Here is a 13,462-nt window from a genome sequence, read left to right as displayed (position 1 = left end):
TTGTCGATCCTTGACATCGGCCGCTCGCAACGTGCCCTAGAGAGGCCGGTCACTGCAAGGCACATTCGAAGGACGCATCATGGCGCAAACTCTCGTCAACGATCCAGGGCCGGAAATCGCCGCCCTCATCCAGTCGGTCGAGGCGCGCCTCATCGAGATCCGCCGCGACATCCACGCCCATCCCGAGATCGGATTCGAGACGGTCCGCACCGCCGCCAGCGTCATGCGCGAGCTGGAAGCCCTGGGCCTGTCGCCGAAAGCCGGCGTCGGCCGGACCGGCGTGGTGGCCGAGATTGCCGGTGCCGCGCCCGGCCCGTGCCTGATCCTCCGCGCCGATATGGATGCGCTGCCGATCCACGAGATGACGGGCCTGCCCTTCGCCTCGACCATTCCCGGCAAGATGCATGCCTGCGGGCATGACCTGCATACGGCGGCGCTGATTGGCGCAGCCTCGGCGCTGAAGGAGCTGGCCCCGCGGCTGCGCGGCACCGTGCGGCTGGTGTTCCAGCCGGCCGAGGAGACGCAAGACAGCGGCGCCGCCGCGATGGTTGCCGATGGGGCGGCCGACGGGGCCGACATGGCGATTGCCTTCCACAACCGCCCGGAAATCCCGGCAGGACAAGTGCTGCTGAACCGCGGCGCCAGCACAGCCTCCAGCGACGAATTCCGCGTGGTGATGCATGGCAAATCGGGGCACGCCGCGCGCCCCCATGCCGCCGCCGACCCCATCGTCGCGGCGGCCTTCGTCATCGCGCAGCTGCAAACCGTGATCTCGCGCGAGATGGACCCGGCGATGTCGGCGGTGCTGACCGTGGGCCATATTACCGGCGGGGCCACGCAGAACATCATCCCCGACAGCTGCATGTTCGAGGGCACCGTCCGCGCCCGCACGCCCGCATCCCGCGACCGGGCCGAGGCATCGCTGCGCCGGATCTGCGAGGGCGTCGCCATGGCGCAGAACCTGCGGGCCGAGGTCGAGTATGTCCGCGGCGCGCCGATGGTGCTGAACGATGACCGCTTGGTCGATCTGGCGGCAACCGTGCTGGCCGCGCAATTCGGCGCCGCACCCGAGGTGCAGCAAGGCACCAGCTTCGGGGCCGAGGACTTCTCGTTCTTCTCGGAACGGATGCCCTCGATCCAGATCCATGTCGGCTCTGGCCAGCCGGGGCGCGACGACCGCGTCCACAACTCCGACTATCAGCCGGATGAGGCCTGCATCGCGCAAAGCGCGGTGGCCCTGACCCGAATGGCCGTCGAACTCCTGTCCTGATCATCCTGACCCAGAGGCCCCTCCCATGACCGTCACCAGAAGAACCTTCGTCTCGACCCTCGCCGCCGGCACCGGCCTGCTGGCCGCCCCCGGCCTGCTGCGCGCGCAGGCCCGCACCATCCGCTTCGCCACGGAGGGCGCGTTCCCTCCGTTCAACCAGACCGCCCCTTCGGGCGCGATCACCGGGTTCGAGCCGGAGCTGGTGCAGGCGCTGTCGGAACGTCAGGGCTTTGAATTCGAGCTGATCGCCCAGGCCTGGGACGGCATGATCCAGGGCCTGATCGACGGCAAGTATGACGCCGTGGTCGATGCCATTTCCGTCACACCGGCGCGGCAGGAGGTGATCGACTTCTCGCTGCCCTACACCACCGGCGGATCGGCCTTCGTGACGGTCAATGAAACCGGCCTGACCCTGCCCGAGACCGGGATCAAGGTGGACCTTGCGGATGAGGCCGGTGCAAAACCCGCCATCGACGCCGTTGCCGCAGCGCTGAAAGGCAAGACCGTCGCGGTGCAGGTCTCGACCATCCAGTCGGGATTCCTTGACACCTATCTTGCGCCGCAGGGCGTGACGGTGCGCGCCTATCAGACGGGGCCCGAGGCCTATCAGGATCTGCTCAACGGGCGGGCGGATGCGGTCATGGCCTCGGTCACCAACCTGTCGGCCTTCCTCAAGAAGAACGAGGGCAAGGTTGCAATCAGCGGCCCGACCTTCGGCGGCGGGCTGATGGGCAATGGCGCGGCCATCGCCATCGCCAAGGGCAGCGACCTTGCCGCGATGTTCAACGAGGGGCTGAAGGCGATGTCGGATGACGGCAGCCTGTCGGACCTGTCGGCCAAGTGGTTCGGCATCGACGTCACCCCGAAGCTCTGAGGCCTCAGGTGGATTTCGACTGGGCATTGCTCGGCTTCGGCCCGGAAGGCTGGGGCATGGTCCTGATCCGGGCCGGCGGCATGACGCTGGTCGTGTCCATCTGCGCCTTTATGCTGGGTCTGGTCCTGGGCACGCTCTGTGCCTGGGCCCGGATCGCCGGCAGCCGCTGGGTTCAGCGGCTGGCCATCGGCTATACCGTCGTGCTGCGCGGCGTGCCTGACCTTCTGGTGATCTACCTCTTCTACTTTGGCGGGCGTCAGGTGGTGGCGGCCGTCGGCACCGCGCTTGGGTTCGAGGGGCCCTTCGATATCAGCGGCTTTGTCGCGGGGGTGCTGGCCATCGGCCTGATCTCCGGCGCCGCGCAATCCGAGGTGCTGCGGGGCGCCTACTACGCGGTTCCCACCGGCACCATCGAGGCGGGGCGCGTGGTCGGCATGGGCCGCCTGACGCTGTTCCGCCGGGTGATCGCGCCGCAGGCCCTGACCACCGCCATTCCGGCAATGGGGAACCAGTGGCAATCCGTCATCAAGGAGACGGCGCTGATCTCGGTCACCGGGCTGGTCGAAACGATGCGCCAGGTCTCCATCGCCGCAGGCTCCACCCAAGAGCATTTCATGTTCTACCTCGCCGGCGCGGTGATCTTCCTGATCATCACCAGCCTGTCGGACATCGTCTTCCGCATTGCCGAGCGGCGCTCGCTGCGCGGCCATCAGCAGGGACATGCCTGACATGGATACCGAATTCCTGTCGGGGATCTTCCTCAAGCTGCTGACCGGCCTGCCGCTGACGCTGAACCTGACCGCGCTGTCGCTTCTGGGCGGAGGGATGCTGGCGCTGCTGCTGAACCTGATGCGCGCGAGCCGCCTCGGCAATACCATCGCCGCGACTTACGTCTTCGTGTTCCGCGGTACGCCGCTGCTGATCCAGATCTTCATGATCTACTATGGCCTCGCCAGCTTTGACGCCGTGCGCAGCAGTTTCCTGTGGCCCTTCCTGCGCGAGCCCTATTGGTGCGGCCTGCTGGCGCTGGCGCTGAACGATGCCGCCTATACCTCCGAGATCCTGCGCGGGGGCCTGCGCGCCGTGCCGCAGGGTGCGGTCGAGGCCGGGCGCGTGTCGGGCATGAGCCGGATCATGGTCATGCGCCGCATCGTGTTGCCGCTGGCGATGCGGCAGGCGTTGCCTGCCTACAGCAACGAGATCATCTCGATGCTGAAAGCCACCGCGCTTGTCAGCACGATCACGCTGCTGGATGTCACCGGCCTCGCACGGGCCGAGGTTTCGGCCACCTATCGCGCGGTCGAGATATTCCTCTGCGCCGCCGTCATCTACCTTGCCCTGTCGCTGCTGGTGACACGGGGCGCGGGCTGGCTGGAACGGCGCCTCTCTCCGTACAAGTTTGGAGTGTCTGCATGAGCATCCCCGCCATCGCCGTGACCGGCCTGCACAAGAGCTTTGGGGCGAATGCCGTGCTGCGCGGCATCGACCTGAAGGCACAAGATGGCGACGTGATCTCGCTGATCGGTGCCTCGGGCTCCGGCAAGTCGACCTTCCTGCGCTGCATCCCGATGCTGGAGGTGCCAGACAGCGGCATCGTCGCAGTCGGCGAGCATGTCATCGAACCCCGCGGCGGGATCCTGTCGCGGCGCGACAAGGTGACGGCGCGCACAATCCGCAGCGAGCTGGGGTTCGTCTTCCAAGGCTTCAACCTCTGGCCCCATCGCACCGTGCTGGAAAACGTCATCGAGGCACCGATCCACGTGCAGGGCCGCCCCCGCGCCGAGTGCGTTGAGGAGGCCGAGGCACTGCTGGACAAGGTTGGCCTGTCGGACAAGCGCGATGCCTGGCCCGTCCACCTGTCGGGCGGCCAGCAACAGCGCGTCGCCATCGCGCGGGCGCTGGCGCAGCACCCCCGCGCCCTGCTGTTCGACGAGCCGACAAGCGCGCTCGACCCCGAACTGGTGGGCGAGGTGCTGAAGGTCATCCGCAGCCTGGCCGAGGAAGGCCGCACCATGCTGATCGTCACGCATGAGATGGGCTTTGCGCGCGAAGTCTCGTCGCGTACGGTCTTCTTGCATCAGGGGCTGATCGAGGAAGATGGTCACCCGGATCAGGTGTTCGGCAACCCGGTTTCCGACCGTTGCCGCGCCTTCGTGTCGGGCCATTTTCAAAGGAACAGGTGATGCGGCAGAAACTGGAGCGGAAGAGCCTTCAGGATGATGCGACGGACTGGCTGCGCCGCGCGATCATCCTGGGAGAGTTCGCTCCGGGATCGGTGCTGACCGAGATTGCGCTGAGCGAGGCCATCGGTGTGGGCCGCAGCACCGTGCGCGCCGCGCTGTTCATGGCCGAGGGCGAAGAGCTGGTGATGCGCACGCCCTATTCGAATTGGCGCGTCGCCCCGCTCGATGCGCAGAACATCTGGGAAATCTACACCCTGCGCGCCGCCTTCGAAGGCCTCGCCGCCCGGATTTTGGCCCAACGGCGCGCGGCGCTTGGCACCAACCTGGTCGATGCGGCCTTCGAGGCACTGCACCTTGCCGATGGCAATGACACGGATGCGCGCGTCGCCGCCGACCTCGGCTTTCACGCCAGTTTCGTCACCCAGACCGGCCACGGCCACCTGATCCGGCGGCACCGGTCCCTGGCGGGCAAGGTCGAGTGGCTCTATCGCTGGTCGGAACGGCACTGGCCGCTGCGCAACCCGCTGGTGGCCGAGCATGAGGACCTGTACCGGGCGCTGACCGCGGCCGGGCCGGACGAGGCGGAACGTGCCGTGCGGGCGCATATCGACACGTCCATCCACCTCGACATCGCCGGCGCAGAGGAGCTTGCGCGGCGTCAGGCCATGAGCGGCGTGGTCCGGCCCGCAGTGGGGAAGGTCAGCGCGGGGTCATAGGTCCCGAAGCTGGCAAGCACCTGCGCATCGCAGTCCCGCTGCCAATGACTGCCCGGCACAACGGCGGTGACCACGGGGAACCGCGCAAGGAATCCCTGCGTCGCGGGGCAGGTTTCCATCGCGATGCTGACAAGGCCCGCGACGACGCCGTTCTGGCGCTCGACCAGGGCAATGGCCGCCTCCATCGTGCCGCCGGTCTGGATCCACTGATCCGCCAGCAGCACCCGCGTTCCGGGCGCGAAGGCCGGCAGGCGCATCTCCATGTCCTGCGTGCGCCCGGAATAGTTGGTAAAGCTGACGCGGTCAGTATCGACGCAGAGCTTGCCCGCCTTGCGCACCGGCAGGAAGCCGCGGCCCGTGCGTGCGGCGATGCCGGCGCCAAGGACAAAGCCCATCGCGTCGCATCCGCCGACCACGTCGAAATCGACGCCCTTCAGGTCCGCGATCAGGTCATCCAGCAGATCCTCGAACGCGGCGGCATTGATGTAGATCGACGTCGGGTCCAGCCAGGCAAATTTGGGGCCCTTGGTGTTGGGGGACATCAGCGGCAGATACCAGCGGTCGTCGCGGGGGCCTTTGGGGTCGGTCATGGGCGGGGTGCTCCGAAATCGCGGGACAGGTCAAGCAGCGCGGCAAGGCGCGCCGGGTCTATGGTGTAGAAATCGCCAGGATGGTTGATGCCGGTCGCCACCAGGAAGCAGTCGACATCGGCGGCGTAGCTGGCGGCATTGTCGGGGGTGATGCCCGAGGCCACCGCCAGCGGCGCAGGCCCGAGCCCGCGGCGGAAGGCGGTGATCTTGTCCATATCCGCCGCATGGCCGGTGGCGAGGCCCGAGGTAGTGACCACCTCCATGAACGGGCGGGCGATATGGGCGGAATGCTCATTCAGCGCCGGATCGACAGGGCGCTGCTTCTTGAAGCAGACGCCGCCGAAATAAAGCCCGCGCCAGCCGCTGGCATCGCGGATCGCGGCGATGGCCTCGGCCTCGGACTGGGTCGGCTGGCGTTCATCCATTCCGGCATCGTCGGCCCAGTAGGCATCGAGGGCGAAGCCCTCTGCCGCAAGCTGGCCCAGAACCGGGAAGGCGCTGCGCCCCGACTGCGCCAGAAAGTTCACGCCCAGCCAGATGTCGGGGCAGGCCGCCCGCACCTCGCGCAGGATCGGCAAGAACTGGTCCACCGGGAAGTCATGGTTTATCAGGAAGATGCCTGGGGCACCCAGCCGCGCCGCCGTGGAGATGTTGCGCAGCGCCTGTGCGGCGCCCAGCACATGGATCACCGGGGTGACCACCGGACCCGGCGATTTGAACAGACGGTGGAAAGCGCTTCGGTCCATGTCAGGCTCCTTCGACTTGAGGGAGCGTAAGAAGCGATTGAGGATTGGAGAAATTTATATTTACAATGCTCCCATAAGAGCTGGAAATGGATCGCCATGCCCATCAACGTTCCGACAGACCTGCTGCGCACCTTCGTGACCGTGGTGGACCTTGGCAGCTATACCCGGGCAGCGGCGGCCTTGGGGCGCACGCAACCGGCGATCAGCCTGCAGATCCGGCGGCTGGAAGAGCTGCTGCGCACCAACCTGCTGAAGACCGAAGGCCGGCAGATGCGGCTGACGGATTCAGGCGTGGCGCTTGGCCCCTATGCACGGCAGATGCTGCGGCTGAATGATGACATCGTCGCGCATTTCGCCAATGAATCGCTGTCGGGCTGGATCAGGGTCGGGCTGCCGACCGACTTTTCCAACTCGTTCCTGCTGAACGCCATCACCCGCTTTGCCGCCAGCCATCCCGATGTGCGGATCGAGGTGACGAGCCTTCTGTCGCGCAACCTGCGCACCGAGCTTGCGGCGGACCGGCTGGAACTGGTGGCCGGCATCGCGCCGACGCAAGATGAGGCGTTCCTGGTCAACTCCGCCAGCATCACTCCCCTCTGGGCCGTGGCCGAGGGCTTTCGGTGGGAGCCGCGCACCGCGCTGCCCATCGTGCGCCACCCCGATCCTTGCGAATACGCTGAACGGATGGTGGCCGCACTGCGCGGCGCGCGCAAAAGCTGGACCACGATGATGGTGGCGACGGATGTGGCCGGCATTCAGGCGGCCATCTGCGCCGGCATCGGCGTCAGCGCGCTGACGCCCGCCACGCTGGTGCCCGGAATGCGGATCGGGCGCGCGGATGAAGGCTTCCCCCCGCTGGCCCCGCTGCGCATTGGCCTCTTCTACAAACACGCCCGCCTGTCGAAGGCGGGGCATGGCCTTGCGCAATGGCTGATGCAGCATATCACCCTTGCCGGGCAGGCGGCCGGGGGCGATGCCGGTGCATAAGCGCCGCTTATGATGACATACGCAGACCAAATTTCCATAACGCAGATAGCCGCCCCTAATCTTCCCCAAGGCCACGGCGAATCAGACCACGGCCATCACAACGGGGATCTTCTCACATGACACAGAGCCGACTTTCGCTGACCCGCCGCACGCTGCTGCGCGGCGCCGGGGCCGTCGCCCTTTCTGCCCCGATGCTGAACCGGGCCTGGGCGCAAAGCCCCACCGAGATCACCATGCTGGCATGGTATGGCCATGCCGAGCCAGACATGGTGGGCGAATTCGAGGCCGAGAATAACGTCAAGTTCGTGCCGAAATACTATGCCGGCGGCGACAACATGCTGGCGCTGATCTCGCAATCCCCACCCGGCACCTATGACCTGATCCTGTCGGATGCCGAGTTCGTGCAGCAGCTGAACGCCGCCGGGTATATCGAGGAAATGGACCCCTCGCTCTATCCGTTCGACGACTTCTTCCCCGAGTTCCAGAAATTCCCCGGCCACTGGACCGATGATACCCTGTGGTCGGTGATGGTGCGCTACGGCCTTCTGGGCGTGTCCTACAACACCGACGCGCTGACCCGCGCCGAAGCCATGAGCTACAATGCCTATTGGAACCCCAAGCTGACCGGCAAGGTCGGGCATTTCGACTGGCATCTGCCCAGCCTTGGTCAGATCTCGCTGCTGAACGGCAACAAGTCCCCCACGCCCTTCGACATCGACGAGGCGGCATGGGAGGCGGTGCAGGAAAAGACCCTCAGCCTCAAGCCGCAGGTCGGCGGGTATTTCGACTATGGCGGCACGTTCTCCAGCCTGAAGAACGGCGAGATGTTGGCGATGGTCGGCATCGGCGACTGGATCACCGGCGTGCTGCGCAAGGATGGCGCAAAGGTCGACAGCGTGATCCCCGAAGAGGGCGGCATCCAGTGGACCGAGAGCTATTCCATCGGCAAGGGCACCTCGAAGACCGAGATCATCAACAAGTTCATCAACTACATGCTGGGGCCGAAGGGTCAGGTCAAATCCATCCAGATGGCGGCCTATCCGGGCCTGTCGCCCACGAAATCCGGCTGGAAGGCCATTCAGGAGGCGAACCCGGACGAGGCAAAGCGGTCCGGCCTGATCGAGGGCGATGACAACGACCCGATCAAGCTGTTCCGCGAGGGGCGCATCTTCTACCGCGACACGCCCAAGCAGCAGACGCTGGAAGACTGGAACGACTTCTGGTCGGATTACAAATCGGCCTAAGGTCCGACGGGGCCGGCGACACGCGCGCCGGCTCGTTTCCCAGAAAGCGAATGCATGATCGACCGTTCCGGCCTCTACCGCCTGACATGGCGCTTGCCCCTTCTGCTGTGGCAGGGGGCGTTCTTCGTCGTGCCGCTGTGCTTCATGGCGGCAATGACCTTCTGGCTGGTGCAGAACTACCGGATGGAACCGGCCTTCGTCTGGACCAACTGGCAGCGGATGCTGGGGCGGGCGGTATTCTGGGATGCCTATTGGGTCACGCTCTGGCGCGCGGCACTGGCGGGGCTCATCGCCTCGGTGGTGGCGTTCCCGGCGTCCTATGTGCTGGCCTTCCGCATGGGCGAGGCTGGACGGCGCTTCGTGCTGCTGTGCCTGATCGTGCCGTTCTTCACCTCGTTCCTGGTGCGGGCCTATGCCTGGCAGGTGATCCTTGCCGAAAGCGGCCCGGTCAACGCGGTGCTTGGCGGGGTGGGTCTGGGGCCGTTCACCATGCTCAACTCCAGCTTCGGCACGATGGTCGGCTATCTGACGCTTGTCCTGCCGCTGGTGGTGATCTTCCAGACATGGAGCCTTGCCGCCATCGACCGCGCGCTGATCGAGGCGGCGTGGAACCTTGGCGCGACCCCGGTGAAAACGCTGCTGCGCGTCATCCTGCCTGCCGCGCGGACGGGGCTGTTGCTGGGCGCCGTCTTCGCCTTCATCATGAGCTTCGGCGATTTCGTCAGCCCGGCCTACCTTGGCGGATCGAAGCCGCCGACCCTGTCGATCCTGATCATCGACACCACGAAATCGGGCCAACAATGGCCGCGGGCTGCCGTCGTTTCGGTGATGATGATCGTCACGCTCTTCGCCACTGCCGCCGCCGCGCTGCGCCTTGCTTACGGGCGGCGCGGATGAGGCGGGCGGGGGATCTTCTGGGCGCCATCTATCTGGTCGCGCTCTTCGTCTTTGTCTTCGCCCCCATCGCGGCCAGCGTGGTGTTCTCCTTCAACTCCGACCGTTTCCCGACGCTGCCGCTGGGGAGCTTCACGACCGATTGGTACGCCCGCGCCTTTTCGCGGCCCGAGCTGTGGGAGGCGATTGCCAACTCCCTGCTGGTCGCAGCCGTCACCTCGGTGCTGGCCACCTTCATCGGCTTTGCCACCGCCTATACCGATTTCCGCTATGGCTTTCGGTTCAAGCAGGCCTATCTGGCGCTGGCGCTGCTGCCGCCCACCATGCCGCTGGTGATCATGGGGCTGGCGATGCTGGCCTGGCTGTCGCAGCTTGGGCTATCAGGCACGCTGCGGGGCATCATCATCGCCCATACCGTTCTGGCCACGCCCTTTGCCATGGCAATCTGCCGGCTGCGCCTGTCGCAGATGGATACGACGCTGGAGGCTGCGGCCTGGAACCTTGGTGCCGGGCAATGGGGCGCGATGCGCCATGTGATCCTGCCGTTCTGCGCGCCTGCCATCGTCTCGTCGCTGTGCCTGACGGCGGCGGTCAGCTTCGATGAATTCATCGTCGCGTGGTTCGTGTCGGGCCTGAACCGGACCGTGCCGGTGATGATCCTGGAAATCCTGCAGGGCAATGTCGACCCGCAGATCAATGCCATCGGCAGCGTGGTGTTCCTGACCTCGATGACGCTGGTGGTTCTGGCGCAACTGATGATCTTCCGGCGGAGGCGCCATGACTGACCCTACCCCAACCCCGCTTGTGCAGTTCCGCGGGGTGCGCAAGCTGTATGGCTCCGCCATTGCCGTCAAATCGCTGGACCTTGATATCGGCCGGGGCGAGTTCGTCGCGCTGATGGGGCCTTCGGGTTGCGGCAAGACCACCACTTTGCGGATGCTGGCGGGGCTGGAGACGCCGACCGCTGGCAGCATCACCATCGGCGGCAAGCTGATGAACGACGTGCCCGCCCATCAGCGCGATACGCCGCTGGTCTGGCAATCGCTGGCGCTGTTCCCGTTCCTCAGCGTGGTCGAGAATGTGGAATTCGGCCTGCGGATGCGCGGAGTGGCCGCGGGTGAACGCCGCAGCCGCGCGATGATGTGGCTGGAGCGGATGGGCCTGCAGGGGTTCGAGGCGCGCCGCATCGACCAGCTGTCGGGCGGGCAACGGCAACGGGTTGCGCTGGCCCGCTCGCTGGTCACCGAGCCAGAGATGCTGCTGCTGGATGAGCCGCTTTCGGCGCTGGATGCGCATCTGGTGATCCGGATGCAGGGCGTGCTGACCAAACTGCAACGCGAGCTTGGGATCACCTTCGTCTACGTCACCCACTCCCACTCCGAAGCCTTCGCGATGGCCGACCGCGTGGTCATCATGGGCCATGGCGAGATCGAGCAGATCGGTGCCCCGCGCGAGATTTTCCGCACCCCCCGGTCCCGCTTCGTGGCGGAATTCGTCGGGCGCAACAACATCATCGCGGGCGTGGTTGCCGGGGGAATCCTCAGCTCCGAGCATGGAGCATTCCCCATCGCGGCCCCCGATGGCTCGGCCGAGATCGTGGTGGCGGCGGACACCGTGACCGTACTGCGCGCCCCGCCGGAGGCCGGCCCCGCGGTCAAGGTGGCGTTCCTCTCCGAAGAATTCGCCGGGACCGGCATCATCTGCTATTTCGAAGCTGCCGATGGCAGCGAGTTCAAGGCGCAGGTGACCGAAGAGCAACTGGCAGACTTGCAGCCCGAACCCGGCGCGGCCTTCTGGCTGTCCTGGGATCCGGCCCGCGTGCATGTGATGGGAGGCTGACGGATGGACTGGCCCAACAACGCGCCCTTCGCGGCGGCAATCACCTTCGACATGGATGCCGACAGCCTGATCCATGCCGCCGAACCCGATGGCTGGCAGCGCCCCTATGTGATCAGCATGGGCCAGTATGGCCCCACCGTCGGCATCCCGCGGATTCTGGAGACCTACCGCCGGCTGGAGATGCGGCAGACCTTCTTCATCCCCGGCTGGTGCGTGAAGACCTATCCCCGCGCGGTCGAGGCGATCCTGGAGGGCGGGCATGAGATCGGCTGCCACGGCTGGATCCACGAGAACCCCTCGGCGCGCACGCTGGCGGAACAGGGCGAAGACCTTGACCGCGCGCTGGACGCGATGGCCGCCTTTTCCGGATACCGCCCGCGCGGCTACCGGGCGCCGGTCTATCTGCTAACCAATGACACCCCGGCGCTGATTGCCGATCGCGGCTTTGCCTATGACAGCTCGATGATGGCCGATGATGATCCCTACGCGCTGGATCTGGGCGGGCGCACCCTGATCGAGGTGCCGACGCATTGGGGCATCGACGACTGGCCGCCCTTCGCCCATTACGCCGAGATCGGCTACATGATGCCGGTGCGCGGCCCGACCGAGGGGCTGGCGCCGTTCTTCGAGGAGTTCGAGGCGGCCAAGAAGGATGGGGGCCTATGGCACGCGGTCTGGCATCCGTTCCTGACCGGGCGGCGGGCGCGCTGGCAAGTGGTGGAACGCTGGCTGGAATCCGCGCTGACCTCTGGCGCGTGGTTCGCCACGCTTGGCGAGATTGCGGATCATGCCGAGGCCCTGCGCCGCGAAGGCCGCCTGCGCACGCTGCCCTTCCCGACCTATACGGAGCGTCAGACATGAGCTTTGACCTGATCGTCCGCGGTGGAGTGCTGGCGGATGGGCGGCAGGCGGATATCGCCATAGCAAAGGGCCGGATCTCTGCCGTGGAGCCCGGGATCACCGCCGAGGCCGGAACGGTGATCGACGCGGCGGGCAAGCTGGTCAGCCCGCCCTTCATTGACGCGCATTTCCACATGGATTCCGCCCTCAGCTACGGCCGCCCCCGCGTCAACGCATCGGGCACCTTGCTGGAAGGCATTGCCCTCTGGGGCGAGCTGAAGCGGATCCAGACCCGCGAAGACATCATCGCCCGCGCGCTGAAGTACTGCCGCGAGGCGATGGGCCGCGGCGTGCTGGCGATCCGCAGCCATGTCGATGTGACCGACCCCGCCTTTCACACGGTAGAGGCCCTGCTGGAGGTACGGGATCGCATCAAGGGCATGATGGACCTGCAGCTGGTGGCCTTCCCGCAGGATGGCTGGTTCCGCGCGCCCGGCGGCAGCGCGCAGGTGATCCGCGCGCTGGATGCCGGCGTCGATGTCGTGGGCGGCATCCCGCATTTCGAACGCACGATGGCGGACGGGGCCGAGGCGGTGCGCGCCGCCTGCCGGCTGGCGGCCGAGCGCGGGCTGATGGTCGACCTACATTGCGACGAAAGCGACGATCCCCTGTCGCGCCATATCGAGACGCTGGCGGCGGAAACACTGGCGCATGGGCTGCAGGGCCGGGTGGCGGGCTCTCACCTCACCTCGATGCATTCGATGGACAATTACTACGTCTCCAAGCTGATCCCGCTGATCGCCGAGGCCGGGGTGGCGGCGATCCCGAACCCACTGATCAACATCACCCTGCAGGGCCGATCCGACACCTATCCCAAGCGGCGGGGCATGACGCGGGTGCCGGAGCTGCTGGCAGCTGGCGTGACCGTTGCCTTCGGGCAGGATTGCGTGAAGGACCCGTGGTATCCGCTGGGATCGGGCGACATGCTGGACGTGGCGCATATGGGCCTGCATGTGGGGCTGATGACTTCTCCCACTGCCATGCGCAGCTGTTTCGACATGGTCACCGCCGCCCCGGCCCGGATCCTGGGGTTGGAGTTTGGCCTGCACCCCGGCGCGCGTGGCAGCCTTGTAGTGCTGGACTGCGCCGATCCCATCGAGGCCCTGCGCCTGCGCCCCGCGCGGCTTGCCGTCATCTCGGACGGGACGGTCGTGGCGCAAAGCGAGCCGATGCAGACAACCGTGCGACCCTTCGGCGGACCATAAGGCCTCCGTCGGCC

15 protein-coding genes are annotated in these 13,462 nt (G+C 66.4%); 13 read left to right on the top strand and 2 right to left on the bottom strand.

The features are described from left to right. Positions 1-79: 79 nt before the first annotated feature. From Q8S30_RS03340 to Q8S30_RS03315, 6 genes are read left to right on the top strand one after another with little or no spacing between them, the layout of a single operon-like run. Positions 80-1,270, top strand: a complete 1,191-nt coding sequence (locus tag Q8S30_RS03340) for a M20 family metallopeptidase (RefSeq protein WP_305664621.1) — start codon at positions 80-82, stop codon at positions 1,268-1,270. A 25-nt stretch (positions 1,271-1,295) separates the two neighbouring features. After that, positions 1,296-2,144 (top strand): transporter substrate-binding domain-containing protein, encoded by an 849-nt coding sequence (locus Q8S30_RS03335; RefSeq protein WP_305664620.1) that lies wholly within the window; start codon positions 1,296-1,298, stop codon positions 2,142-2,144. 8 nt (positions 2,145-2,152) lie between these two features. Beyond that, complete coding sequence (locus Q8S30_RS03330; protein WP_305664619.1) at positions 2,153-2,872, top strand: ABC transporter permease; 720 nt, start codon at positions 2,153-2,155, stop codon at positions 2,870-2,872. Next, positions 2,865-3,560, top strand: a complete 696-nt coding sequence (locus tag Q8S30_RS03325) for an ABC transporter permease (protein ID WP_305664618.1) — start codon at positions 2,865-2,867, stop codon at positions 3,558-3,560. Before Q8S30_RS03330 ends, Q8S30_RS03325 begins: the two co-directional genes overlap by 8 nt. Positions 3,561-3,562: 2 nt before the next feature. Beyond that, on the top strand, positions 3,563-4,327 hold the full coding sequence (locus Q8S30_RS03320) for an ABC transporter ATP-binding protein (RefSeq protein ID WP_371135434.1): 765 nt from the start codon (positions 3,563-3,565) through the stop codon (positions 4,325-4,327). Next, the gene (locus tag Q8S30_RS03315) at positions 4,327-5,043 is read left to right on the top strand and encodes a GntR family transcriptional regulator (RefSeq protein WP_305664616.1); all 717 of its coding nucleotides are present in this window, start codon (positions 4,327-4,329) and stop codon (positions 5,041-5,043) included. The genes Q8S30_RS03320 and Q8S30_RS03315 overlap by 1 nt, the downstream gene beginning before the upstream one ends. On the opposite strand, the gene Q8S30_RS03310 is transcribed toward Q8S30_RS03315, so the two are convergent. Beyond that, on the bottom strand, positions 4,986-5,633 hold the full coding sequence (locus Q8S30_RS03310) for an adenine phosphoribosyltransferase (protein ID WP_305664615.1): 648 nt from the start codon (positions 5,631-5,633) through the stop codon (positions 4,986-4,988). The two genes, Q8S30_RS03315 and Q8S30_RS03310, sit on opposite strands and share 58 nt — an antisense overlap. Next, on the bottom strand, positions 5,630-6,379 hold the full coding sequence (locus Q8S30_RS03305; RefSeq protein ID WP_305664614.1) for a BtpA/SgcQ family protein: 750 nt from the start codon (positions 6,377-6,379) through the stop codon (positions 5,630-5,632). The genes Q8S30_RS03310 and Q8S30_RS03305 overlap by 4 nt, the downstream gene beginning before the upstream one ends. Before the next feature lie 96 nt (positions 6,380-6,475). On the opposite strand from Q8S30_RS03305, the gene Q8S30_RS03300 reads away from it, so the two are divergent. The 7 genes from Q8S30_RS03300 to Q8S30_RS03270 all read left to right on the top strand — a co-directional run bounded on the left by Q8S30_RS03300 (position 6,476) and on the right by Q8S30_RS03270 (position 13,448). Continuing rightward, complete coding sequence (locus Q8S30_RS03300) at positions 6,476-7,366, top strand: LysR family transcriptional regulator (RefSeq protein WP_305664613.1); 891 nt, start codon at positions 6,476-6,478, stop codon at positions 7,364-7,366. 116 nt (positions 7,367-7,482) lie between these two features. Next, a complete protein-coding gene (locus tag Q8S30_RS03295) occupies positions 7,483-8,610 on the top strand; it encodes a spermidine/putrescine ABC transporter substrate-binding protein (RefSeq protein WP_305664612.1) in 1,128 nt (375 codons plus the stop codon). 54 nt (positions 8,611-8,664) lie between these two features. Next, positions 8,665-9,507 (top strand): ABC transporter permease, encoded by an 843-nt coding sequence (locus Q8S30_RS03290; RefSeq protein ID WP_305664611.1) that lies wholly within the window; start codon positions 8,665-8,667, stop codon positions 9,505-9,507. Further along, complete coding sequence (locus Q8S30_RS03285) at positions 9,504-10,289, top strand: ABC transporter permease (protein ID WP_305664610.1); 786 nt, start codon at positions 9,504-9,506, stop codon at positions 10,287-10,289. Before Q8S30_RS03290 ends, Q8S30_RS03285 begins: the two co-directional genes overlap by 4 nt. Further along, positions 10,282-11,343, top strand: a complete 1,062-nt coding sequence (locus tag Q8S30_RS03280; RefSeq protein ID WP_305664609.1) for an ABC transporter ATP-binding protein — start codon at positions 10,282-10,284, stop codon at positions 11,341-11,343. Before Q8S30_RS03285 ends, Q8S30_RS03280 begins: the two co-directional genes overlap by 8 nt. A gap of 3 nt (positions 11,344-11,346) precedes the next feature. Continuing rightward, positions 11,347-12,204, top strand: a complete 858-nt coding sequence (locus Q8S30_RS03275; RefSeq protein WP_305664608.1) for a polysaccharide deacetylase — start codon at positions 11,347-11,349, stop codon at positions 12,202-12,204. Then, positions 12,201-13,448 carry a cytosine deaminase gene (locus Q8S30_RS03270; RefSeq protein ID WP_305664607.1) on the top strand — a complete coding sequence of 416 codons (1,248 nt, stop codon included), beginning with the start codon at positions 12,201-12,203 and terminating at the stop codon, positions 13,446-13,448. Before Q8S30_RS03275 ends, Q8S30_RS03270 begins: the two co-directional genes overlap by 4 nt. Positions 13,449-13,462: the final 14 nt, after the last annotated feature.

The organism is Frigidibacter sp. (genome assembly GCF_030695035.1).
Lineage (GTDB): Bacteria > Pseudomonadota > Alphaproteobacteria > Rhodobacterales > Rhodobacteraceae > Frigidibacter.
This window is presented reverse-complemented; position numbering and strand designations above follow the sequence as displayed.